14 protein-coding genes are annotated in these 25,396 nt (G+C 47.3%); 4 read left to right on the top strand and 10 right to left on the bottom strand.

Translation table 11 applies throughout. The features are described from left to right. The first annotated feature begins 10 nt into the window (after nucleotides 1–10). Nucleotides 11–3,241 (top strand): carbamoyl-phosphate synthase large subunit, encoded by a 3,231-nt coding sequence (gene carB / locus PL85_RS01775; protein ID WP_017042643.1) that lies wholly within the window; start codon nucleotides 11–13, stop codon nucleotides 3,239–3,241. A gap of 243 nt (nucleotides 3,242–3,484) precedes the next feature. Next, the gene (locus PL85_RS01770) at nucleotides 3,485–4,264 is read left to right on the top strand and encodes a TSUP family transporter (protein WP_064625867.1); all 780 of its coding nucleotides are present in this window, start codon (nucleotides 3,485–3,487) and stop codon (nucleotides 4,262–4,264) included. On the opposite strand, the gene PL85_RS01765 is transcribed toward PL85_RS01770, so the two are convergent. From PL85_RS01765 to gltB (PL85_RS01720), 10 genes are all read right to left on the bottom strand, one after another. Then, nucleotides 4,188–5,060, bottom strand: coding sequence for a LysR family transcriptional regulator (locus PL85_RS01765; protein ID WP_064625866.1), 873 nt, complete (start codon nucleotides 5,058–5,060; stop codon nucleotides 4,188–4,190). The genes PL85_RS01770 and PL85_RS01765 overlap by 77 nt on opposite strands. 102 nt (nucleotides 5,061–5,162) lie before the next feature. After that, on the bottom strand, nucleotides 5,163–5,783 hold the full coding sequence (locus PL85_RS01760; RefSeq protein ID WP_017046526.1) for a TRIC cation channel family protein: 621 nt from the start codon (nucleotides 5,781–5,783) through the stop codon (nucleotides 5,163–5,165). A gap of 74 nt (nucleotides 5,784–5,857) precedes the next feature. Continuing rightward, a complete protein-coding gene (btuF, locus tag PL85_RS01755; protein WP_115339273.1) occupies nucleotides 5,858–6,682 on the bottom strand; it encodes a vitamin B12 ABC transporter substrate-binding protein BtuF in 825 nt (274 codons plus the stop codon). Continuing rightward, entirely contained in the window at nucleotides 6,683–7,636 is a 954-nt protein-coding gene (locus PL85_RS01750) for a cobalamin biosynthesis family protein (protein ID WP_017050448.1), read from the bottom strand. Between the two features lie 17 nt (nucleotides 7,637–7,653). Next, nucleotides 7,654–8,349 carry a 5'-methylthioadenosine/S-adenosylhomocysteine nucleosidase gene (gene mtnN, locus PL85_RS01745; RefSeq protein WP_088729139.1) on the bottom strand — a complete coding sequence of 232 codons (696 nt, stop codon included), beginning with the start codon at nucleotides 8,347–8,349 and terminating at the stop codon, nucleotides 7,654–7,656. Nucleotides 8,350–8,589: 240 nt separating this feature from the next. Next, a complete protein-coding gene (locus PL85_RS01740; RefSeq protein WP_081244961.1) occupies nucleotides 8,590–9,015 on the bottom strand; it encodes a DUF1499 domain-containing protein in 426 nt (141 codons plus the stop codon). Between the two features lie 140 nt (nucleotides 9,016–9,155). Further along, a complete protein-coding gene (locus tag PL85_RS01735; protein WP_026029144.1) occupies nucleotides 9,156–10,568 on the bottom strand; it encodes an FAD-dependent oxidoreductase in 1,413 nt (470 codons plus the stop codon). 18 nt (nucleotides 10,569–10,586) lie between these two features. Next, entirely contained in the window at nucleotides 10,587–15,050 is a 4,464-nt protein-coding gene (gene gltB / locus PL85_RS01730) for a glutamate synthase large subunit (RefSeq protein ID WP_115339271.1), read from the bottom strand. 412 nt (nucleotides 15,051–15,462) lie between these two features. Then, nucleotides 15,463–16,932, bottom strand: coding sequence for a glutamate synthase subunit beta (locus tag PL85_RS01725; protein ID WP_115339270.1), 1,470 nt, complete (start codon nucleotides 16,930–16,932; stop codon nucleotides 15,463–15,465). Continuing rightward, a complete protein-coding gene (gltB, locus tag PL85_RS01720; RefSeq protein WP_115339269.1) occupies nucleotides 16,933–21,480 on the bottom strand; it encodes a glutamate synthase large subunit in 4,548 nt (1,515 codons plus the stop codon). A gap of 538 nt (nucleotides 21,481–22,018) precedes the next feature. Here gltB (PL85_RS01720) and mnmL point away from each other — a divergent pair. Both mnmL and arcB read left to right on the top strand, forming a co-directional pair. Next, on the top strand, nucleotides 22,019–22,954 hold the full coding sequence (gene mnmL / locus PL85_RS01715; RefSeq protein ID WP_115339268.1) for a tRNA modification radical SAM protein MnmL/YtqA: 936 nt from the start codon (nucleotides 22,019–22,021) through the stop codon (nucleotides 22,952–22,954). 99 nt (nucleotides 22,955–23,053) lie between these two features. Continuing rightward, nucleotides 23,054–25,393, top strand: coding sequence for an aerobic respiration two-component sensor histidine kinase ArcB (arcB, locus tag PL85_RS01710; protein WP_115339267.1), 2,340 nt, complete (start codon nucleotides 23,054–23,056; stop codon nucleotides 25,391–25,393). Nucleotides 25,394–25,396: the final 3 nt, after the last annotated feature.

Genomic DNA, 25,396 nt, shown 5'->3' with positions numbered 1-25,396 from the left:
GTAGTAGACAATGCCAAAACGTACTGACATTAAAAGTATTCTAATTCTAGGTGCTGGCCCGATTGTAATCGGTCAGGCTTGTGAGTTTGACTACTCTGGCGCTCAAGCATGTAAAGCCCTGCGTGAAGAAGGTTACCGAGTGATTTTGGTTAACTCGAACCCTGCCACTATCATGACTGACCCAGAGATGGCCGATGCGACTTATATTGAGCCTATCCATTGGGAAGTAGTGCGTAAAATCATCGAAAAAGAGCGCCCAGACGCGGTATTACCGACCATGGGTGGCCAAACTGCATTGAACTGTGCACTTGAACTGGAAAAGCATGGTGTTCTGGCTGAGTTTGGCGTTGAGATGATTGGCGCAACGGCTGATGCGATTGATAAAGCGGAAGATCGTTCTCGCTTTGATAAAGCGATGAAGTCAATCGGCTTAGCTTGTCCTCGCGCTGATACGGCAAAAACTATGGAAGAAGCTTACCGCGTTCAAGAGATGGTGGGTTTCCCTTGCATTATTCGCCCTTCATTTACTATGGGTGGAACCGGCGGCGGTATCGCTTACAACAAAGAAGAGTTTGAAGAGATTTGCCGCCGTGGCCTTGATCTTTCGCCAACCAACGAGTTGTTGATTGATGAATCACTCATCGGTTGGAAAGAGTACGAAATGGAAGTGGTTCGCGATAAAGCGGACAACTGCATCATAGTCTGTGCGATTGAAAACTTTGACCCAATGGGTATTCACACGGGGGACTCGATCACGGTAGCTCCTGCGCAAACGCTAACTGACAAAGAATATCAGATCATGCGTAACGCATCGCTAGCCGTACTGCGTGAAATCGGTGTGGAAACGGGTGGTTCGAACGTACAGTTTGGTATCAACCCGAAAGATGGCCGCATGGTGATCATCGAGATGAACCCACGTGTTTCTCGCTCTTCGGCTCTTGCATCGAAAGCGACGGGTTTCCCTATTGCCAAAGTTGCGGCCAAATTGGCGGTAGGTTTCACACTTGATGAGTTAATGAACGACATTACTGGTGGTGCAACCCCAGCGTCGTTTGAACCAACTATTGATTATGTTGTGACGAAAATCCCTCGCTTTAACTTCGAAAAATTTGCCGGTGCTAACGATCGCTTAACCACGCAAATGAAGTCGGTGGGCGAAGTGATGGCGATTGGTCGTAACCAACAAGAATCGCTGCAAAAAGCACTGCGTGGGCTGGAAATTGGCGTAAACGGCCTAGACGAAATGGTTGATTTAGACGCGCCAGATGCACTGACTAAAATTCGCCATGAGCTGAAAGAAGCGGGTGCTGAGCGTATTTGGTATATCGCAGATGCTTTCCGCGCTGGTTTGTCAGTGGATGGGGTCTTCAACCTGACTAACGTTGATCGCTGGTTCTTGGTACAAATCGAAGAACTGGTCAAAATGGAACAAGAAGTCAAAGCGGGCGGTTTTGCTGGCTTAAATGCGGATGTTCTACGCAAGATGAAGCGCAAAGGTTTTTCGGATGCGCGTCTCTCTTCACTGCTTGGCGTGGCTGAAAGTGAAATTCGTCGTATGCGTGACCAATATAATATTCATCCGGTTTACAAGCGTGTCGATACTTGTGCGGCGGAGTTTTCGTCTGATACGGCTTACATGTACTCCTCTTATGATGACGAATGTGAAGCACAACCGACCGATAGAGACAAAATCATGGTGCTCGGCGGTGGTCCAAACCGTATTGGTCAAGGTATCGAATTTGATTACTGTTGTGTTCACGCCTCACTCGCGCTACGCGAAGATGGTTATGAAACCATCATGGTTAACTGTAACCCTGAAACTGTTTCAACAGATTATGACACCTCCGATCGCCTCTATTTTGAACCAGTGACACTCGAAGATGTATTGGCGATTGTTCGTGTTGAAAAACCTAAAGGCGTCATCGTGCAATACGGTGGTCAAACACCACTGAAATTGGCTCGTGCACTTGAAGCCGCTGGAGTGCCTATCATTGGTACTAGCCCAGATGCGATTGACCGCGCCGAAGATCGTGAGCGTTTCCAACAAGCGGTTGATCGTTTAGGTCTGCTGCAGCCAGAAAACGCAACAGTGACCACAATGGAACAGGCGATTGAAAAATCGAAAGACATCGGCTTCCCGCTGGTGGTACGCCCGTCTTACGTTCTTGGTGGCCGCGCGATGGAAATCGTCTATGACGAACAAGATCTGCGTCGTTACTTTAACGAAGCGGTCAGTGTGTCTAACGAATCCCCAGTACTGCTTGATCGCTTCCTCGATGATGCAATTGAAGTCGATATCGATGCGATTTGTGATGGTGAGCGTGTCGTCATTGGTGGCATCATGGAGCACATCGAACAAGCGGGTGTTCACTCTGGTGACTCAGCTTGCTCTCTACCGGCTTATACGTTAAGCCAAGAAATCCAAGATGTGATGCGTGAACAAGTTGAGAAGCTGGCGTTTGAATTGGGCGTTCGTGGTTTGATGAACACGCAGTTTGCGGTTAAAGATAATCAAGTTTACCTGATTGAAGTTAACCCTCGTGCCGCTCGTACTGTACCGTTTGTGTCAAAAGCAACGGGCGCACCGCTTGCCAAAATTGCCGCGCGCGTGATGGCAGGGCAGTCTCTAGAGTCACAAGGCTTTACTAAAGAGATCATTCCTCCTTACTACTCAGTGAAAGAAGTGGTTCTGCCATTTAATAAATTCCCTGGTGTTGACCCACTGCTTGGCCCTGAAATGCGTTCAACGGGTGAAGTGATGGGTGTGGGTGCAACGTTTGCTGAAGCTTATGCAAAAGCGGAATTAGGTTGCGGTAATGTTTATCCTGAAGGCGGCCGAGCTCTGCTCTCTGTACGTGAAGGTGATAAACAGCGTGTGGTTGATTTAGCGTCGAAACTGGTGAAATTAGGTTATCAGCTTGATGCTACCCACGGTACAGCTGTAATTTTAGGTGAAGCCGGTATTAACCCACGTTTGGTGAATAAAGTGCATGAAGGTCGCCCTCATATTCTTGACCGTATTAAGAATAATGAATACACCTACATCATTAATACAGCCGAGGGGCGTCAAGCGATTGAAGATTCTAAAGTTCTTCGTCGTGGAGCATTAGCACAAAAAGTCAACTACACCACAACACTGAATGCTGCCTTTGCAACCTGTATGTCTCATACGGCCGATGCGAAGTCATCAGTTACGTCAGTGCAAGAGTTACACGCGCAAGTGAAAGCACACTTAGCATAAGCGTTAAAAAATAATAAATCAGTAGGTCTAAGACCTACATGACAACCTCATTGCCCGCTGAATTAAGCGGGCTTTTTTTATTCGGCCGAATTGAATCGTTTTACCAATGAAGAAGAGATTTGGCCTAGAGGATAGCTTTTTAATTGATGAAAAATGGGAATGGGTTGTTGTCTTGGCTTTCGCTGTTTTCACCTTTTAAGTGGTGCTATTGTTGGTTTTTATTGTTCAATGCGTTGATAAGAAATGGAACTTTCACTGGAAGTATTAGGCCTGTTGTTTTTGGTTGCAGGGATTGCAGGGTTCATTGATGCGATGGCTGGCGGTGGCGGTTTGCTTACTTTGCCGGCTTTGCTGGCAGTAGGCGTGCCACCGACTCAAGCGCTGGCTACCAATAAGCTACAAAGCTCATTTGGCAGTTTCTCCGCCACTTGGTATTTTGTACGCAATGGCATTGTGAACCTAAAAGAGATGAAGTTGGCGATAACTTGTACTTTTATCGGCGCTGCGTGTGGGGCTGAACTTGTGCAGCATATGGATGCCAGTTTGTTGACCAGCTTAATCCCGCTGTTGCTGATCGGCATTTCACTTTATTTTCTACTTGCACCCGCGACGAAAACCCACAATGGGCCTGCTCCATTGTCTGAAACGGCTTTTGCTTTTACGGTCGGTTTTGGTATCGGCTTTTATGATGGTTTTTTCGGTCCGGGCACCGGGTCTATTTTTACGGTCTGTTTTGTCGTGTTAGGTCATTTTTCGTTGATTGAAGCGACTGCAAGAACCAAGGTTCTCAACTTCACTTCAAACATTGCTGCGCTGCTTTTTTTTGTTATTGCTGGCTTGCCGATTTGGAAGATAGGGCTGGTGATGGCCGTTGGTGGTTTTTTAGGGGCGAGAATGGGCGCAAAGATAGTGGTGACTAAAGGGCAGAAATGGATCCGCCCATTAGTTATTGTGATGTCGATGTTGATGGCAATAAAACTTCTTTGGCAACAGCATCAGCAATGGTTGTTATCAATCTTTTGACTCTTGGCGAGCGATAACTATTGCTGCGCAGACAGAGATGAACAGGCCGAACCAAAGGTTGTAGTTCATCAAAATCAAAGTAATAGCGAGGTTCAATGTTCAGCGCTTTAATCACTGAAAGTGGCACTAAAGCAGGCGTCATGCCTCCTAATGCCAATTGCGCTGCGGCCGTATACGAGTCCATTTCCATCTGTGGCGTGATGGCGAGTTTCGCCAATATATCGACTTGATAGGCGTTCGCTGGGTTGGATAAATCATTGGTAACGAGCTGTTTAGGTAATGAAGATAAGGGTGTTTGGCTGACAATGTAAAAGGGTTCATCTACCAGATGAAACGTCATTAGCCCATGATTAGCGGGCAAGTAGCCTGCGCAAAATCCTAGTGTCGCTTTGCCTGATTGAACGTGCTGAACAATCCTCGGCGTATGGTTCGTGGTGATGGTGATGAACTTATCGTGCTTGAGGTACTGCCCCATTGTGGCATTAATATAGCCAGCGACTAACGTTTCTGAGCAGTCTATCCTGATCAATGTGGCATCCGTAAAAGATTGTTGATCGAAAATTAAACCGCATAACTCACTAAAGCTTGGGCCAATAGTTTCAACCAAGGCCTGTGCATCTGTGGTTAATTTAATCTGTCGGCCATCAGGCTCAATCAGCTTTTTACCGACCCTTTTTTCTAAATTAGCAATCCGCTTACTAACGGCGGACTGGCTAATGTAGAGTAGGCTGCCCGTACGCCCCATGGTTTTTTCTTTGCTCAGCACCAGCAAAGTTTCGATACCTTCTAGCAACATAATTAATGACGATGAGGAATAGATTAGCTCATCTTATCGCAAAGCGACCATAACCCATAGCGTCTGTACATGTTACTGTTTGTGGTTTTGATGAGATCGGCTTTATTTATTCAGTGCAAAAGTGGGCAGTGATAAGTGCCAGCGGATCGCGCCAAGTCGAATGATCAAGGTTGAGGCGACTCCGGCCAGAAAGGCGCTTGAGCTATCGTAGTCCATCGCCAGTGCTGTGGTATGAAACAGACCGCCGATGATACAAGCTGTAGCATAGACTTCGCTGCGTAGCACCATTGGAATCTCACGGGCCAGTACATCACGAATAATACCGCCGCCACAGCCAGTAATAACGCCCATGATTACCGCAACCATGGCCGAGTCTTGATAGTTCATCGCCTTTTCAACACCAATGCCAACAAACACGGCTAAACCGATTGCATCACAAACGGGTAAGATCCACCAAGCAACGCGTTTAGGCCTGCGAACCAGCAGCATGGTGAGTAAACAAGTGATGAAAATGACCCAAAGATAAGTGGTGTCTTTTATCCAGAAGACTGGCGTCGCACCCAATGCCATATCACGAATTGTTCCACCGCCAATTGCAGTAACGCTCGCAAGCACGACCACGCCAAACGGGTCCATTTTTAATCGACCAGCTAATAATACGCCAGAAATGGCAAAGATAGCCGTACCAAATAAGTCAATAAGATAGAGCAGCATGGAGTCCATGTTACTGGGTTCTCTTTAGTCGTTAATGGAACAAAATTCGGGCAGGAATTGTACGAGATTTTATTACGCAAGCGTTAGCGTTTTTGGCGAACGACGGAAAAGTACTCACACACTTCTTCTATCGCTTGCAGTGTTCTGGGCGTTGGTCGATTTAACCAATCTGAGGTCAGTGCCCACACAAAACCGTTTTGTACAGCGGGTAGTTGCTGTTGCCACTTTTGCCACATCGTGCCATTTTCTATCGCATGTTCAGAGGTGAAAATTACATCAGGTTTAGCCAGCAGCACTTGCTCAATCCCAACTTGAGGGTAGAGGGATGCGCTGTTGGCAAAAATATTTTCGCCGCCACAAAATTCAAAGACCTCACTGGGCCAACTGCCTTTGGCCAGTGTGATGATCGGTTTTTCACTGAGTTGATAGAAATAACGAACTTTACTTTGGCTGCCATAACTCTGTTTCAGAGTGATGAGTGATTGACGAAAATCACGCGCCGCTTGCTGGCCGATACTCGGATCATCGGCAAATTGGCTAAGTGCTTCAATATTATTGGCAATGTCATCGAGTTTTTGAGTTTTTGTCGTATAAATCGTCAGTCCTAACTGCTCTAATTTATCGAGCTCCTTCGCCGGATTACCTGCAGGCCAAGCAATCACTAAATCCGGTTTTAGGGTAAGAATGCGTTCTATATTCAACCCTTGGTAATTGGCCACTTTTTCGAGTTTGAGTGCTTGTGCTGGGTAGTCACTGTACTCGCTGACGGCCACCAATTTATCACCAAGGCCAGCCGCAAAGGCCAATTCCGTGGCATGAGGGGCTAAGCTAATGATGCGTTTAACTTGCGCTTGAACTGGAAAAGCCACGCACAGCGTGACGACAACATTGAGAAACAGTAAACGCATCTAAAATCCTTGATGGACGAGCAGCAGTATCACGCTCTCTAATGCTATCCACGCGAAAATACGCCAAGCTAGCAGTTTTTGGATTTGCGCAAGGTGGAAGGCTGATGGGGCGATACGTCCGCCTATTTTTACGCGCAGGGCTTTTTTATCACCGTAGATAGCTGGGCCACCTAAGGCCAGTGATAGTTTATTGCCGACGGCGGTTAACAACCATGCAGGCCCCGGGAGTGGCCATAAGCGGCTTTGTTGTAACATGGCTGAGAAGGTGTTTGATGCGTTGCGACCAATGATAATCAATAGGCTAAATAGGCGCAGTGGCACAAAGTCAAGCACAGCCAGCAAGCGTACCGATGGAATACCAAAAGGATGAAACGCCGCTCGCGAAGGCGCCCAAGCTCTGGCGAGTTCAGCGATGAGACGGTACATCAACGCGCCAATACCGCCAAGACAGGCGTACCAAAATAGCACTGCAATCACGTTGCGCCCATAGCCAACAATGACGGTTTCAGCCCCCGCCTTACCTAACCCCAGCGCTGACAAGCTATCGGTTTCACGATTCACAAAAGGGGCAAGCACGCTGCGAGCGTATTTTTTGTCTTCTTTGCTGAGTGCGCCGATAAGCTGATTGGCTAATAATTCTTGGCTACGCCAATCAAATGCGAGTAATAGTAGCGCTAAATCAAATAGTTGAGGTTGCCATACCAAAGGTTTTAACGCGACTAAGGTGACCCATGCGGGTAGGCACATCAATAGCCAAGCCAGTGTGCCGGAAAGTAGGCTTTGTGAATAACTGCTACTGGTATTGACTTTATCCGCTAATATTTCCGCAAATTTTCGCCACAAAGTGACGGGATGAGCGTTACGTGGGATGGGTAAAATAAGATGAAAGGCAACCGCTCCCCACATAACGAGGAGCGTACCGTTGGCATACAAGTAGGTGATTAACTCGTCCATGTTGAGTCTGTCACTGCTTACTTAAGCAGTTCGACCATCTTAATCACCATTTCTGATGAGCTTTGTGCGGCAAGCGGTAAAAATTCATCAAAGGACATCGGAGACGCTTTATCGGCTACATCTGAAATGGCGCGAACGACCACAAAAGGCACTTTGAATTGGTGGCAAGTTTGTGCAATTGCTGAAGCTTCCATTTCAACTGCAATCACGGTTGGGAAGTGTTGGCGAATAAAGCTTTGACGCTCAGCGGTACAAACGAAAGCATCCCCGGTACAAATCAGGCCGCGTACCGCGTGCTTATCTTTGATGTGTGTGAGTGCTTGTTCTGCAACGCGGATCAATGCATCATCCGCTTTGAAAGCGGCTGGTTGACCTGCCATTTGCCCCATTTCATAGCCAAATGCTGTTACATCGGCATCATGGTGACGAACTTCGCTTGAAATGACTACATCACCCATGGTTAAGCTTGAATCAAAACCACCTGCAGAACCGGTGTTAATCACTACATCTGGTTGGTATTCATTAAGTAAAAGAGTGGTGCCAATGGCTGCGGCGACTTTACCAATGCCAGATTGTAGCACCACCACATCCACCCCATGGATTTGACCTGAAAAATAGGTGCAGCCCGCTTTGCTGACTTGTTGAACATTGTCGATTGCGTCTTTTAATATCGCGACTTCTTGCTCCATCGCGCCAATAATGCCGATTTTCATGAGGTTTCTCTTATTCGGTTAGTAGTAAATATTAGGTTGATAGTAAATATCTGGTGAATATACCCTTCCTACTTGAAGCCGCAGCGGTGTTGGCTACGTTCGTTCACCCCAATAACATAGTTTGCCTATGCTTATGGGGACTCACTCACTTGCCGCCTACCTGCAACTCCAAGTTGTTTGGGTATAGCAAAATTGGCCGAAGTTTAGCACGAAACTTTCCGCCAGTGCGATATTGAGCAACTATTCAATCAAGCCTGCTTTGGTGAGGTTTTCTCGCAGTGTTTCTGCTCGCTTACGATTGACGCCCATATCTGAATAACCAATGCGCGATTCAGATCGTACGATTAAACGGCCGTTCTCTATCTTAAGTTCAAGATCATCCACAAATCGCCAAATACGACTGGTGCATTCAATGCGGAGATAATTGTCCTCTTTCACCGCCGTTTTAGAGCGAGGAATAGAAAGCGCAACCGCTTCAATTTTATCTAAAGAGACGCCTGTTTTGAGGATAAAGGGAGATAGCGAGAACGCGTTACGCTCATCTTGAGTTGAAACGCAATTCGGTTTATTTCCGCAAGGGGTCGCAGTGCGATCGGTCATAGTTGTCACTCCTTGGCTGCAAGCGGTTAGTGTGGCAAACATCAGTAAACTTAGTACTACGCGCATGATAGTCCTTATCAAATGAATCCTCATTACCAATCGCCAAAATACAAGCAAGCTGCAGTGTCGATGGTTGAAGGAAAATGGCCTAAGAAAAAAGGATTCACGTTACCATGAATCCTTCAAGGATATTAAGCAGTTAAGGCTTAAAGGCCTAAGTAGTCAAGTATTCCTTCTGCGGCTTTGCGCCCTTCGTCAATGGCCGTGACGACCAGATCGGAGCCGCGCACGGCATCCCCACCAGCAAAAATTTTTTCATTACTGGTTTGGTACTGGAACGATTGCTGCGACGCGGCCTTAATGCGTCCCCATTGATCAAGTTCAACGCCGAATGGCTCAAGCCATGGCATGGCATGTGGCTGAAAACCAAACGCCATAATGACGGCGTCGGCTGCCAACACATGTTCGCTGCCCGCAACTGGCTCGGGCTTGCGACGCCCAGCAGTGTCAGGCTCCCCTAAAGCGGTTTGCACCACTTTAACGCCACTCACTTGGCCTTGTTCATTGACCTCAATGGCGAGCGGTTGCAGGTTGAACATAAATTCTACGCCTTCTTCTTTGGCATTTTTCACTTCTCGGCGTGAACCCGGCATGTTCTCTTCATCGCGTCGGTAGGCACAAATCACTTTGGCGGCATGTTGGCGAATGGAAGTACGCACGCAATCCATCGCAGTGTCTCCGCCTCCAAGTACCACGACTTTTTTGCCCGCCATATCAATAAATGGTTGGGGCGATTCCAAACCCATCACTTTATAAGTATTTGATACTAAGAAGGGTAGAGCATCGTAAACACCGTTTGCCTCTTCATTTTCTAGCCCTGCGCGCATGTTTTGGTAAGTCCCTACACCGAGAAAAACCGCATCATATTCATTAAGCAGCGTTTGCAGTGTGATGTCTTTACCTACTTCGATGTTGAGCTGAAATTCGACGCCCATCTCACTGAAAATGCGGCGGCGGTTTTCCATTACGCCTTTTTCAAGTTTGAAAGAGGGAATACCAAAGGTTAGCAAACCACCAATTTCAGGATAGCGATCAAACACCACAGGCTTCACCCCGTTGCGCACTAAAATATCGGCTGCGGCTAGGCCTGCTGGGCCTGCACCAATGATCGCTACTTTCTTATCCGTCCACTCCACGTGCGACATGTCTGGTTTCCAGCCCATCTCAAACGCTTTGTCGTTAATGTATTTTTCGATGTTACCTATGGTGACCGCACCAAAGTCATTGTTTAGGGTACAAGAACCTTCACAGAGGCGATCTTGTGGGCAGACTCGCCCACATACTTCAGGCAAGCTGTTGGTTTGGTGCGATAGCTCAGCGGCTTCAATAATGCGCCCTTCGTTGGCCAGTTTTAGCCATTGCGGAATGTAGTTGTGTACTGGGCATTTCCATTCGCAGTAAGGGTTGCCGCAATCTAAGCAGCGATCCGCTTGAGCGGTCGCTTGCTGTTTAGTAAAGGGTTCGTAAATTTCGACGAACTCGATTTTGCGAATAGTGAGCGGCTTTTTTGCCGGATCAACTCGATTCACATCAATAAATTGGTATACGTTCTGGCTCATTAATCTGGCTCCTTCCAATTATTGCGCTTGAACGCGAAGTTCGGCGGCACTGCGGCTTTGATGGCCGAGTAGGGTTTGCAGATCCGCCGCTTGGGGTTTGATGAGATAGAACTTTGGAATCCATTCATCAAAGTTCGCTAAGATCTGTTCAGCATGCACCGACCCCGTCTCTTCCAAATGCTCGGCAATTAAACCACGTAAATGTTCTTGGTGAATGTAGAGATCTTGCAATGAAATAGCCTCTACTGATTCACTATTGACTCGACCTTGGAAATCACCGTTTTCATCCATCACGTAAGCAAAGCCGCCCGTCATACCCGCGCCAAAGTTAACGCCTGTTGCGCCCAAAATGGCGACGATTCCGCCTGTCATGTATTCGCAAGCGTTATCACCAGCGCCTTCGATAACTGTGATAGTGCCAGAGTTACGCACACCAAAACGCTCTCCCGCTTTGCCAGCCGCAAACAGCTTGCCGCCCGTTGCGCCATATAAACAGGTGTTGCCGATGATCGTAGCGTCGTTGCAGTTAAAAGCGGTACCAAGGTGGGGTTTGATGACCAGCTTTCCGCCTGCCATCCCTTTACCAACATAGTCATTGGCATCACCAGTAAGGTAAAGCTCAACACCACCCGCGTTCCATACACCAAATGACTGACCTGCTGTGCCATCGAGATAAATTTTAATCGGCGAGGCGGCTACGCCTTGGTTACCATAACGTTTGGCGATTTCACCAGATAGGCGAGCACCGAGCGAGCGGTCAGTATTTTGTACGTTGTAATACAAGCTGATCGATTGTTGTGCTTCAACTGCCGCTAAAGCGTCATCGACAAATTGTTGGTTAAGTTGTCCTTTATCAAACGGTGTATTGGGTTGAGTCCAGTAAAGCGGATGACCCTGAGCCGATACTGGCGCTTCCAATAAACCGGATAAGTCCAATTTGCTTTGCTTGGCGGTCATCCCTTCAAGTACTTCTAGTAAATCGGTGCGGCCAATCAGATCGGTGAGCTTTTCAACGCCCAACTGCGCCAAGTAACCACGGACCTCGTCGGCAAGACCGATGAAATAGTTCATCACCATCTCAGGTAAGCCTTTGAAATACTCTTTCCGCAGCGTTTCATCTTGCGTTGCTACGCCCGTCGCACAGTTATTAAGGTGGCAAATCCGTAAGAATTTACAGCCCATCGCGACCATAGGAGCTGTGCCAAAACCGAAGCTTTCGGCACCTAAAATCGCGCCTTTAATCACGTCCAGTCCTGTTTTTAGACCACCGTCAACTTGAAGTCGAATTTTGTGGCGCAGGCCGTTTGCGACTAACGCTTGTTGGGTTTCAGCAAGGCCGAGTTCCCAAGGGCTACCAGCGTATTTTACCGAGGTGAGCGGGCTAGCCGCTGTACCGCCGTCATAACCAGAAATAGTGATAAGATCGGCGTAGGCTTTGGCAACGCCAGTGGCAATGGTGCCAACGCCCGGCTCTGAAACCAATTTGACCGAAACCAAAGCTTTTGGGTTAACTTGTTTGAGATCGAAAATCAGCTGGGCTAAATCTTCAATCGAATAAATATCGTGGTGCGGCGGTGGCGAAATTAAGGTTACGCCTTGTACTGAATAGCGCAACTTGGCAATTTCTGCGGTCACTTTATGGCCGGGAAGTTGGCCACCTTCACCCGGCTTCGCTCCTTGCGCCACTTTAATTTGCAGTACGTCAGCATTGGTGAGGTAATGCGGAGTCACGCCAAAACGCCCTGATGCGACCTGCTTAATACGGGAGTTACGTTCAGTGCCAAAACGGCGTGGATCTTCTCCACCTTCACCAGAGTTGGAGTAGCCACCTAAGCGGTTCATTGCGGTCGCTAACGCTTCATGAGCTTCTGGGCTTAAGGCGCCAATCGACATCGCCGCAGAATCAAAACGTTTAAATAGCTCCGTACTGGGTTCAATTTTTTCCAGTGGTAGCGGTGTCGCTGATTTTTTTAAGCGCAGTAAATCGCGTAGCATCGCGACGGGGCGTGCGTTGACCTGCTGGGCAAAGCTTTGGTAATCGGCGCTTTCACCTGATTTAACTGCGGCTTGTAAGGTACCAACCACATCTGGGTTACAGGCATGGTATTCACCACCATGCACGTATTTTAATAAGCCACCTTGTTCGAGCGTTTTACGTTTGGTCCACGCTTTGCGCGCTAAATTAAATAGATCTTGTTGGAAGTCTTCGAAGTTAGCACCTTGAATGCGCGTGGTGACGCCTTTAAAACACAACTGAACTACGTCGCTATGTAGGCCAACCGCTTCAAACAGCTGCGAGCAGCGATAAGAGGCAACGGTTGAAATGCCCATTTTCGACATGATTTTCAATAAACCTTTGTCGATACCGTACCGGTAGTTTTGCATCACCTCGCGATAGCTTTTTTCCAACGTGCCATCATCAATCATTTTGCCGAGCGTTTCGTAGGCCAAGTAAGGGTAGACGGCGGTTGCGCCAAAGCCGATTAAGACCGCAAATTGATGAGGGTCACGTGCGGTGGCGGTTTCGATAATGATGTTTGCATCGCAGCGTAAGTTGGCTTCGACTAAGCGAGTGTGTACTGCGCCCACGGCCATTGCCGCTGGGATCGGCAGTTTATCCTTATGCAAAGCGCGGTCAGACAATACGATCAATACCGATCCTTGGCGTACAGCCTCCTCTGCTTGTTGGCAAAGTTCGAGCAAAGCTTGCTTGAGATCCTTATGCTGTGGATCGTAATTGATGTCTAAAATGGTATTGCGATAGTGTTTGTCGCTGAGCTCCAATAGCTGTTGCATGTCGGAATAGAGCAAGATAGGTGAATCAAAGGTAACACGATAAGCGTGACCATCGGTTTCACAGAACACGTTCATCTCTTGGCCGATGCTGGTGGCCAGTGACATCACGTGCTTTTCACGTAGTGGATCGATAGGCGGGTTCGTAACTTGGGCAAATTTTTGGCGGAAATAATCGGTAACCAAGCGCTCTTTCGAAGAGAGCACCGCCATCGGCGTATCATCACCCATTGATCCCACCGCTTCTTGGCCTACATCTCCCAGTACGCGCAGTACTTGATCAATCTCTTCGTTGCTCATTGCAAACTGTTTTTGATAGGTTTTTAGCTCGTCATTGTCAAAGCTGCGCTCGCCCACCAAGTCGTCACTGAGTTCAGAAAATGGCGTTAATCGGTGGACGTTATTTTTCATCCACTCGCCATAAGGGTGGCGGCTTTTGAGATCGTTATCAATTTCACTAGATTGCCACAATTTCCCATGGCGGGTGTCGATCACCAGCAGTTCACCGGGCCCAACGCGGCCTTTTTCAGCCACTTCATCGGGCGCGTAATCCCAAATTCCGACTTCAGAGGCGAGGGTGATGAGTTTATCTTTGGTGATCACATAACGCGCAGGGCGAAGGCCATTGCGATCAAGGTTACAAGCAGCATAACGGCCATCCGATAACACAATGCCTGCTGGGCCATCCCATGGCTCCATGTGTTTTGAGTTAAAGTCGTAAAAGGCACGAAGGTCTGGGTCCATATCAGGGTGATTTTGCCACGCCGGCGGCACTAACATACGCATGGCACGGAAAATATCCATTCCCCCCGCTAAAAACAGATCGAGCATGTTGTCTAAGCTTGATGAATCGGAACCAGTTTCATTGACAAATGGCGCGGCGGTTTGCAGATCCGGTAGTAGGGGAGAGGCAAATTTGTAAGCCCGTGCTCGCGCCCATTGACGGTTCCCTTCGATAGTATTGATTTCACCATTGTGCGCTAAGTAGCGGAACGGCTGTGCCAGTGGCCAACGTGGCTGAGTATTGGTTGAAAAGCGCTGGTGGAACAAGCAAATGGCTGATTCCATCCGTAGATCAGCTAGGTCAAGATAAAAGCGCGGTAAGTCAGCAGGCATGCACAAGCCTTTGTAAACAATGACTTGAGTCGATAGTGAGCAAATATAGAAATCACGATCTTCGGTGATTTGTTTTTCAATGCGACGGCGAGCAATGTAAAGGCGTCGTTCAATGTCTCGTTCACGCCAACCAGCGGGAGCACTAATAAAGACTTGTTGAATATCAGGCACAGATTCGGCAGCAATAGGGCCAAGTACAGCTTGATTCGTTGGTACGGTTCGCCAACCTGTCACTGTGAGTGTTTCTTGCGCCAGTTCTTTGTTGATAATATCGCGCGCTGATTGCGCTTTGACCGGATCTTGACTGAAGAAAATCATACCAATCGCATACTGTTTGGCGAGCTTCCAGCCTTTTTCTTCAGCGATGAGTCGTAGGTAACTATCTGGTTTTTGTAGTAATAGACCACAGCCATCACCGGTTTTACCATCGGCTGCGATGCCGCCACGGTGGGTCATGCGATCTAATGCTGAAATCGCGGTTCTGACTAATTTATGGCTGGTTTGGCCTTCCATGTGGGCGATCAAACCAAATCCACAGTTGTCTTTCTCTAAACTTGGATCATATAGAGCCATTGCAATTCTCCCTTTGCTTCTCTGTCATCCAGACAGTAAATGACTAACTATTCTATTTTTGTTGTTTTAAGTGGGTAATTATGCGTTCATTCTCAATTTAAATTTTAACAAAAATGATTATTTTAATTTTCACTGACTTCACAACCTATAGCTTATGGTGCAAAAGGTCAAGTTGTTGGTGAAAAATCATGTTGCAATGGGATTTACCACCTAATCATCTAGATTAATATAATATATTCAATGAGATAGAATTTTTGTTGTTACAGTTTGTTAACGTGGGTAATCTCATGGAATAAGAATTAGCCATAAAAAAGGCCAGCATTAAATGCTGGCCAAAAAGTAGAACGTTGGAAGGGATCATCGCTGCTTAGCGCTCTGGATCACCTTGAACTAGCGAAAAGAGCGCGAGGCACTAGGCTGAAAGCATCAATGAGTCGGCTTTCGCTTCTAAGTTGGTGTTGCCCATCAAGTAAGCGTCGATCTCGCGTGCGCACTCGCGCCCTTCATTGATACAACGTACGACTAACGATTGTCCTGTACGCATATCACCTGCAGCGAAAACACCGTTTTGGTTGGTCGCAAAACCTTGTGTTGCCACATTGCCACGCTCATCTAACTTGATATCAAGCTGAGCAAGTACACCATGTGGTTCTGGATGTAAAAAGCCCATAGCAAGGAAAGCCATATCACACGCAATAATACGTTCACTGCCCGCGACTTCATCAAAGTTCGGGCGCTCACCCGGTTTTGCATCTTGCCAAACGATATCAGCAGCACGTAGCCCCGTGACTTGACCTTGCTCGTTGCCGAGGAACTCTTTGGTTAGAATATTCCAATGACGTTCGCAGCCCTCTTCATGGGAGGTTGAGGTGCGCAAAATCATTGGATATTGCGGCCAAGGCATATTGGCTGGGCGTTTATTGGCTGGGATCGGCATGATTTCAACTTGCGTGATGCTTGCGGCGCCGTGTCGGTTTGAGGTTCCGACACAGTCAGAACCAGTATCCCCACCACCAATTACCACCACATGTTTGCCCTTAGCGTGGATCTCATCAGTTTTAAGATCCATGTTATTCGCGCGGCGGTTATTTTGTGCCAGAAACTCCATCGCAAAATGAACCCCTTTTAACTCGCGCCCCGGAATCGGCAGGTTACGAGGCACGGTAGAGCCACCTGTAAGCAAGATGACATCAAACTCTTGGCGCAGTTGCTGTGCGTTGATATCAACACCGATATGTGCATTTACTTCAAACTTGACGCCCGCTTCTGCCATCAAATTGATTTTGCGATCAATAACGTCCATACCCAGTTTGAAATCCGGAATGCCAAAACGCAGCAGGCCGCCGACTTTTTCATCACGTTCAAACACAGTAACTGAGTGACCCGCGCTGTTCAGCTGCTCAGCTGCGGCCAAACCCGCCGGGCCAGAGCCAATGATAGCGATGGTTTTTCCAGTACGAGAACGCGGCTTTTTCGCTTTGGCATAGCCTTCGCGATAAGCCGTTTCCACGATGGTTTTTTCGATATTACAGATGGTAATGGGATCTTGGTTGATCCCGAGTACGCACGAACTTTCGCAAGGTGCAGGGCACACGCGACCAGTAAACTCGGGGAAGTTATTGGTTGAGCTTAAGATCTTCCAAGCTTCTTCCCAACTATCACGATAAACGGCATCGTTAAATTCAGGAATAATGTTACCGATAGGGCAACCGTTATGGCAAAACGGTACTCCGCAGTCCATGCAACGAGACGCTTGAGTATTAATTTTGCTACCAAACTCTTCGTTGAGGACAAACTCTTGGTTGTTTTGAATACGAACCGTTGGATCGAGCTTTTTTGGCAGCTCGCGGCCATGTTCTAAAAATCCAGTAGGCTTACCCATTTATACGGCCTCCACTTCTTCCGTTTGTACTTGCGCAGCTGCAGCCTTGCGTTTTTGAAGAACCGCTTTGTAGTCACGCGGCATCACTTTTACCATTTGGGTAAGATTTGCTTCAAAATTATCAAGGAATAACTGAGCCACTTCACTTCCTGTGAACTGAACATGCTTGTTGAGCATCTCACGTAGCAGATCGGTATCTTCTTGTTGCAGTGGGTCGAGATCAACCAATTCAGCGTTAAGCTTAGTTTCGAAGTCTCCATGTCGATTCCACACGTAGGCTACACCGCCGCTCATACCAGCCGCAAAGTTACGTCCTGTCGAACCGAGGATCACTGCGACTCCACCTGTCATGTATTCACAGCCGTGATCGCCGATACCTTCTACGACCACTTTAGCTCCTGAGTTACGCACGCAGAAACGTTCTCCAGCAAGGCCGCGAATATAGGATTCACCAGAAGTTGCGCCATAGAAACAGACGTTACCCACCACAATGTTATCTTGCGCAATGATGGTTGAGCGCGTGTCAGGGTAGAGCACTAACGTACCGCCAGATAAGCCTTTGCCCCAATAATCGTTGGCATCACCTTCCACTTCAAACGTCACCCCTTTAGCAAGGAATGCCCCGAATGATTGTCCTGCGGAGCCGTTGAATTTAACTTTCATTGGCTGAGGTAGACCTTGGTCTTTATATACCTTCGATATTTCGTTCGACAGCATAGTACCCGTGCTACGGTCAGTGTTGACGATAGGGAAGACTGCGTTAACCGCTTCGCCTTTCTCAAGCGCGGGGTTGGCTACTTGAATTAGCTGACGATCTAGCACGTTTTCTAGATGATGATTTTGTTTGGTTTGGCAATAAACACCATCTTCTGCACGAGGCTCTTGAATGTACAACACTGGTGACAAATCGAGGTTTTTGTATTTCCAGTGGTTGATGTTGTCACGCACTTTCAGTTTATGCGATTGGCCAACCATTTCATCGATAGTACGGAAACCCAGTTCAGCCATGATTTCACGTAAGCCTTGCGCCATGTATTGGAAGAAGGTGACCACATCGTCTACGCGGCCATCAAAGCGCTCACGCAAGGTTTTGTTTTGTGTCGCAATCCCTACTGGGCAGGTGTTTTTATGACACTTACGCATCATGATACACCCTTCAACCACTAGCGCAGCGGTGGCAATTCCCCACTCTTCCGCGCCTAACAATGTCGCCATTGCAAGGTCACGTGGTGTTTTCATCTGACCGTCACTTTGCACCACAATGCGATTACGCAGGCCATTTTTAAGCAAGGTTTGGTGCGTTTCAGCAAGGCCGAGCTCCCAAGGCAAGCCTGTGTGACGAATCGAAGACATCGGTGATGCACCCGTGCCGCCATCATAGCCGGCAATTAATACCACATCCGCTTTGGCTTTAGCCACACCGGAGGCGATAGTACCAACCCCGGCTTCGGAAACTAATTTCACGTTGACGCGGCCGGTACGGTTCGCGTTTTTCAAATCAAAGATCAGCTGCGCCAAATCTTCGATCGAATAGATATCGTGATGTGGTGGTGGTGAAATAAGACCGACTCCCGGAGTCGAGTGGCGTGTCGCGCCGATCCAATCATCGACTTTATCACCCGGCAGTTGCCCACCTTCACCTGGTTTCGCGCCTTGAGCCATTTTGATCTGTAGTTCATCGGCATTGGTGAGGTAGTAGGAGGTCACGCCAAAACGACCAGAAGCGACCTGTTTAATTGCAGAGCGTTCCCAATCGCCATTTTCTTTGCGTTCAAAGCGTGCTGGATCTTCACCGCCTTCACCCGAGTTGGATTTCGCGCCAATACGGTTCATCGCCACGGCTAACGTTGAGTGCGCTTCGTAGGAGATTGAACCAAACGACATGGCACCGGTTGCGAAGCGTTTTAAAATACGTTCAATCGGTTCCACTGCCTCAATGGGAATCGAACCGGCTGGATTTTTAACAAAATCAAGCTGGCTACGCAGCGTGGCAGCGTTGTCGCCTTGGTCATCTACCGCTTTCGCGTATTGCTTGAACTGCACATAATCTTTGTTGCGTGTTGATTGTTGCAGCAACGAAATCGTCTCTGGGTTAAACAGGTGTTTTTCGCCACGCTGTTTCCACTGATAAACGCCGCCCACATCCAACACTTGCACTGGAACTTCGCGAGTCGGGTAGCCCACGCGATGGCGAACTAACACCTCTTTTGCGATGTCATCAATGGTCAAACCTTGGATGCGCGATACAGTGCCAGTAAAGTACTTATCTACCACTGATTTGCTGATGCCCAACGCTTCAAAAATTTGCGCACCGTGGTAAGACTGCAGTGTGGAAATGCCCATTTTGGAGAAGATCTTCAGCAGCCCGCCGTTGATGCCTTTGCGGTAATTGTCAAACAGATCTTTTGCTGCAATGGTCGGGTCGAGTTTTTTGACTCGTTGTAAATCGATAATGGTTTCAATGACTAAATACGGGTTAACCGCATTTGCGCCATAGCCAATCAATGTCGCAAAGTGGTGTGTTTCACGCGCGTCGCCGGTTTCTACCACTATGTCACATTTAGCTCGTAAGCCTTTACGGATCAGGTGGTGATGAACCGCACCGACAGCGAGCATTGCAGGGATCGCCGCATGGTTTGAGTTTACCGCGCGGTCAGTCAATAAAATAATCGAGTAACCATCGATAACCGCATCTTCTGCATATTGGCAAATGCGTTTCAGCGCGCGTTCCAATTTGCCTTGATCTTCACTGGCTTGAAATACGATATCTAAGGTTTTCGCTTGCAGATGTTCGTTATCAATAGCGCGCAGTTTCTCAAGCTCAGAGTTGGAAAGAACCGGAGATTCCAATTCGACTTTTAAGCAGTGCAGGGGCGTCTCTGTCAGTAAGTTCTGATCTTTACCGAGGTAAGTATTGAGCGACATCACCATTCTTTCACGGATCGGGTCGATCGGTGGGTTGGTGACTTGAGCAAACAGTTGCTTAAAGTAGTTGGAGAGATGCTGTGATTGATGCGAAAGCACTGCCAGAGGCCAGTCTGCACCCATGGCCGAAAGCGGTTCATAACCGGTTTTTGCCAAAGGAAGAATGATTTCATTCACCTCTTCTGAGCTGACGCCAAACGACTGTTGGCGGGACATTAGACGCTCAGGAGCAGGTTGGCTGTACTGGTTGCTCGCTTCAGGCAGTTTTTTCAAGCTGAGGAGGTTCTCTTCAACCCATTTGGCGTAGGGCTGTGCATTGGCAATGCTGTCTTTCACTTCCTCATCAGAAATGATGCGTCCTTGCTCTAAATCCGCGACAAAGATACGTCCGGGCTGTAAACGGCCACGGTATTCCACGTTCTCTGGTGCAATTTCAACCACGCCAGATTCTGAAGCCATGATCAGAAAATCATCTTTAGTCACGGTATAACGTGATGGGCGCAGGCCGTTACGGTCCAGTGTTGCGCCAACTTGTACACCATCAGTAAAACATACTGATGCTGGGCCATCCCACGGTTCCATGACGTTAGCATGGTATTGGTAAAATGCGCGGCGGGTTGGGTCCATATTTTTATTTTCTTGCCACGCTTCAGGGATCATCATCATCAGGGCGTGTGGCAGGCTGCGGCCAGACAGAACCAATAACTCTAATGCCATATCGAAGTTGGCGGAATCTGAACTGCCTTCTTGGCAAATTGGCAGCAGCATGTCGATTTCAGCTTGTGTAAACAAATCTGATTCGAGGATCGCTTCGCGCGCTTTCATCCAGTTTAAATTGCCGCGTACTGTGTTGATTTCGCCGTTGTGCGCAATGTAACGGAAAGGTTGAGCTAAGCGCCATTTAGGGAATGTATTGGTCGAAAAACGAGAATGCACCAGTGCCAGCGCGGTCACCATGGTCGGATTTTGTAGATCAAGGAAGTACTGTGGTACTTGCTCTGTGGTGAGCTGACCTTTATACACCAAGGTTTTGTAAGACATGGAGTTGATGTAAAAATCATCACCAATGTTGGACACACTTTCTAAGCAGACTCGAACGGTGTAATTACGCAGAACGTACAATTTACGCTCTAATTCTGCGGGGGTGGTACTTGGGCCACCGGAGATGAAAACGTGCTCAAATTGAGGCTCAGTGCTAAGTGGGTCTGCGCCAATCATGGAGTTATCGGTTGGCAAAACGCGATAACCCAGTACTTCTAAATCGAGTCTCTTGGCGTTGCGTTCTAAAATATCACGACACTGGGCGCGTTTGTGCTCATCTCTTGGAAACAGCACCACGCCGACGCCGTACTTTTCAAACGAAGGCAGTTTTAAGCCAAGTTTAACGGTCTCTTCAAGTAAAAACTCATGGGGTTTTTGTAATAAGATACCTGCGCCATCACCAGAACATGGGTCACAGCCTTGGCCACCACGGTGTTCCATACGAGCAAGCATGTCTAAAGCTTGAGTCACAACTTGGTGAGACTTACGGTTTTTCAGGTGGGCAACAAAACCGATACCACAAGCGTCATGCTCCAATTCAGGAGTATATAGACCTCGTGAATCCTGCTCTCTATCTACCATAGATACATCCTTCCAGTTCAATTTAGACGCACGTGTGCTAAGGCATACTTAGCGATGCGACTTGTCCTTTAATTGTTATCAATCTAAACCTGCCTGTGTTGGCGGGTTCGAATCCTTTCCGTCTCTCGCCGGAAAAATATGGCGAGAAAAACATTCCTTAGTGATATTCAATTTATTTATGCCACTTGCTAGTGGTTTGTATAGGAGGGGTGCGAATATCACCGATTTTTCCACAACTATTTATGTAAGGAATATCACAAAAAATAGGGCGGATGTGTAAGTATCCTACAATTTTGTTTATAGGAATTCCAACGAAAACTCATTTTAGTCGCCCATTTTTTTCGTTAAAAATGCATGTACTGTTTAACATTGGTGCAACATTAAGCAAATAACGCTGTTTTTATGAATGTTTATTGATTTTTGTTAGGTTGGAGAGTGTTTGATACGGCTACTCTTTGTGAATTTATTTTGCAGGGATGTAATTTAGTTACATAAATCTAACTGAGATTCATTACTATCTATAAGCGGTATTTCTTCAATGCAATTACATCAACTGGTTAACACGATCGGCCAAGATCTGCAGCGCCGTTATGGCGAAAAAGTTCACAAGCTGACCCTGCATGGTGGTTTTAGCTGTCCGAATCGAGATGGCACGATTGGGCGAGGTGGTTGCACCTTCTGTAATGTCGCTTCTTTTGCTGATGAAGAAACACAAGCCCAAAGTATTGAGCAGCAATTGACAGAACGCGCTGGTGAAATCAAACGTGCCAAAAAATATCTCGCGTATTTTCAAGCTTATACCAGTACCTATGCAGAAGTGCAGGTGTTGAAAAATATGTATCAGCAAGCGCTTCAATCGGCTGACATTGTTGGGTTATGCGTTGGCACTCGGCCTGATTGTGTACCCGATGCTGTGCTCGATTTATTGGCCGATTATGTGCGACAAGGTTTTGAAATTTGGCTCGAACTGGGTTTGCAAACCGCCAATAATCAAACACTCAAACGGATCAACCGTGGTCATGATTTTGAATGTTATGCGTTGATCACTGAGCGCGCTCGAGCCTTGGGGATCAAAGTATGCACGCATCTCATTGTGGGGCTACCTAAAGAAACGCGTACCGATAATCTTCAAACCTTAAAGCAAGTCTTAACGGTAGGCACTGATGGTATCAAGTTACATGGGTTGCATATTGTTGAAGGCAGTACGATGGCCAAAGCGTGGCGAGCAGGAAAATTACAAGCGCCAACGTTAGAAGAGTATGTTTCCATTGCGAGTGAATTGATTCAAATGACGCCACCTGAGATCATTTATCACCGAGTCTCGTCAGCCGCCCGGCGGCCGACCCTGCTTGCGCCACTGTGGTGTGAAAATCGTTGGCTTGCGATGACCGAAATAGGTCGAGCACTTAATCAAGGTGGAGCACAAGGCTCACGCTTAAGTCGACCGTTTGTCTATACGCTTCCAAACAGCTAAAGATTCAAGCAATTTCGCAAATCCTTGTGATTAACTTGGCTGACGAATCGACGTTAAACGCGTTAGACTAGTGGCACTGTTATTACATGGAAGTGTTTAATGAAACCCATGAAAAACCTTGCCCAGTACTATGTCGACCTATTGGTCAAACTGGGCATTCTCCGTTTCTCCATTCTTCTAGCGCTCGCTTTAGTGGCCTTGGCAGTGGTGGTGCAAGTTGGTATCACGTTGGTGCTCAATGGTTATGTTGATGATATCGACATCGTTCGTTCCGTCTTTTTTGGTTTATTGATCACGCCTTGGGCGGTCTATTTTCTTTCAGTGGTGGTCGATCAGTTAGAAGAGTCACGTCAACGCCTCTCGAAGTTGGTTTCTAAGCTCAAAGACATGCGCTCACGAGATCAGGAGCTCAATTATAAGCTTCAGCAAAATATCGAAAAACTCAACCAAGAAATTGAAGAGCGAATTAAGGCAGAGGAAGCGCGTGAAGAGGCGATGGCCGATTTAGAAAATGAGGTCTATCAACGCGAAAAAACGCAGCTTGAATTGGCAGAAAGAACCGCCTTATTGCGCTCTTTTATCGATGCCTCTCCTGATCTGATTTACTACCGTAATGCGAACGGCGTTTTTTCTGGCTGCAACCGAGCGATGGAAGAGCTAACGGGCAAGCGTGAGCATCAGTTAGTTGGGTTAACTCCGTGGGATGTCTATAGCAAAGAAGTCGCGCAACAGATCGTTGAAACTGACGAAAAAGTGTTTGCTGACAATCAAGCCATCACTTATGAGCAGTGGCTTGAATACCCTGATGGCCGCAAAAACTATTTTGAACTGCGTAAAGTCCCTTTTTACAGCAAAGATGGCCGCCACTTAGGGTTGGTGGGCTTTGGGCGAGACATTACCGAACGTAAACGCAATCAAGAGTCTTTGGAAAAAGCGAGCCGGGATAAAACCACCTTTATTTCGACCATCAGCCACGAATTGCGCACACCACTCAACGGTATCGTTGGTTTGAGCCGCATGTTGCTCGATAGCCCCATGACCCCAGAACAGCGTAAGTACATGCAGACCATTAATGTCAGTGCCATTACGTTAGGTAATATTTTCAACGATATCATTGATATGGATAAGTTTGACCGCCGGAAACTAGAACTACTGCCAGCGCCGTTGAATTTTGAAGAATTTGTTGCTGAAATTGAAAGCATCTCGGCGTTGATGGCAGAGCAAAAAGGGCTTAGGTTTGATCTCGAACGGCTCAGTGATTTACCTGTTGCGATTGAAGTGGATGCTACGCGCCTGCGTCAGGTATTGTGGAACCTGATAAGCAATGCGATGAAATTTACCAAAGAAGGTGGCGTCGTCATGACGGTCTGCGCTGACATTGAGGATAAGTTTGCGCGCATTACCATGGAAGTTGAAGACACAGGCATTGGTATACCGGAAGCTGAACTCGATAAAATCTTCGCCATGTATTACCAAGTTAAATCGGGTAAGGACAATTTACACGCTGTTGGCACGGGGATTGGCTTAGCGGTATCTCGCCAGTTAATCAACTTGATGGATGGTGATATTTCTGTGAGCAGTGAAGAAGGTTTTGGTAGCACTTTCACCGTTTCAATTCGTGTGCCTTTGGCACAGGATGACCAATTCAAACCAACGTTACCCGTTCCTCAAAAAAGTTTAGCCATTTTTATGGTTGAAGATATTGAGCTCAATATTACAGTTGCTCGTTCTTTGCTAGAAAGTTTAGGACACACGGTTACCGTCGCTATGACAGGTGAAGAAGCCAAACAAAAATTTGTGCCGCAAGAGTACGATCTGGTTTTCCTCGACATTCAACTGCCAGACATGACCGGGTTTGATGTCGCTGCGTTTTACCGAGAAACTTATGATAACCTTCCGCCATTAGTCGCATTGACCGCCAACGTATTGAAAAATAAAGCTGAATATCTAGAGAAAGGGATGGATGACGCGATCAGTAAACCATTGTCAGTACTGGCGATTCAAGAGGTGATTGCAAAATTCACCCATAGTGAGGCGATTCAACTTGCCGACGCTAAGTTTAAGGCTGCTTCAAAAGAACACAGTGAGTTGAACACGCATTTGCTCGATCTTGAAATGCTTGAGTCTTATATCGATATTGTTGGCCCGAAACCTGTGCTGGAAAGTATCCAAATGTTCGAGCAGATGATGCCCAGTTACGTTGAAGTGCTAGATTCCAATATGGTAGCAAAAGATCAAGCAGGCATTGTTTCAGAAGCACACAAAATCAAGGGTGCTGCGGGTTCAATTGGTTTGAAACACATCCAAAACGTTGCACAAAAGGCACAGTCGCCAGAGCTACCTGCTTGGTGGGAAAATATTGGTGACTGGATAGATGAAATTAAAAATGGGTATCAACACGATATTCAAGTCTTGAAACAATGGTTAACTCAAAGGTAATGG

It is taken from the genome of Vibrio anguillarum (genome assembly GCF_001989995.2).
Classification (GTDB): domain Bacteria; phylum Pseudomonadota; class Gammaproteobacteria; order Enterobacterales; family Vibrionaceae; genus Vibrio; species Vibrio anguillarum.
This window is presented reverse-complemented; position numbering and strand designations above follow the sequence as displayed.

Excerpts from the sequence above, each read along its gene's own strand:
- carB (WP_017042643.1), top strand. The coding sequence starts at position 11 with ATGCCAAAACGTACTGACATTAAAAGTATTCTAATTCTAGGTGCTGGC.
- PL85_RS01770 (WP_064625867.1), top strand. The coding sequence starts at position 3,485 with ATGGAACTTTCACTGGAAGTATTAGGCCTGTTGTTTTTGGTTGCAGGG.
- PL85_RS01765 (WP_064625866.1), bottom strand. The coding sequence starts at position 5,060 with ATGTTGCTAGAAGGTATCGAAACTTTGCTGGTGCTGAGCAAAGAAAAA.
- PL85_RS01760 (WP_017046526.1), bottom strand. The coding sequence starts at position 5,783 with ATGGACTCCATGCTGCTCTATCTTATTGACTTATTTGGTACGGCTATC.
- btuF (WP_115339273.1), bottom strand. The coding sequence starts at position 6,682 with ATGCGTTTACTGTTTCTCAATGTTGTCGTCACGCTGTGCGTGGCTTTT.
- PL85_RS01750 (WP_017050448.1), bottom strand. The coding sequence starts at position 7,636 with ATGGACGAGTTAATCACCTACTTGTATGCCAACGGTACGCTCCTCGTT.
- mtnN (WP_088729139.1), bottom strand. The coding sequence starts at position 8,349 with ATGAAAATCGGCATTATTGGCGCGATGGAGCAAGAAGTCGCGATATTA.
- PL85_RS01740 (WP_081244961.1), bottom strand. The coding sequence starts at position 9,015 with ATGCGCGTAGTACTAAGTTTACTGATGTTTGCCACACTAACCGCTTGC.
- PL85_RS01735 (WP_026029144.1), bottom strand. The coding sequence starts at position 10,568 with ATGAGCCAGAACGTATACCAATTTATTGATGTGAATCGAGTTGATCCG.
- gltB (WP_115339271.1), bottom strand. The coding sequence starts at position 15,050 with ATGGCTCTATATGATCCAAGTTTAGAGAAAGACAACTGTGGATTTGGT.
- PL85_RS01725 (WP_115339270.1), bottom strand. The coding sequence starts at position 16,932 with ATGGGTAAGCCTACTGGATTTTTAGAACATGGCCGCGAGCTGCCAAAA.
- gltB (WP_115339269.1), bottom strand. The coding sequence starts at position 21,480 with ATGGTAGATAGAGAGCAGGATTCACGAGGTCTATATACTCCTGAATTG.
- mnmL (WP_115339268.1), top strand. The coding sequence starts at position 22,019 with ATGCAATTACATCAACTGGTTAACACGATCGGCCAAGATCTGCAGCGC.
- arcB (WP_115339267.1), top strand. The coding sequence starts at position 23,054 with ATGAAACCCATGAAAAACCTTGCCCAGTACTATGTCGACCTATTGGTC.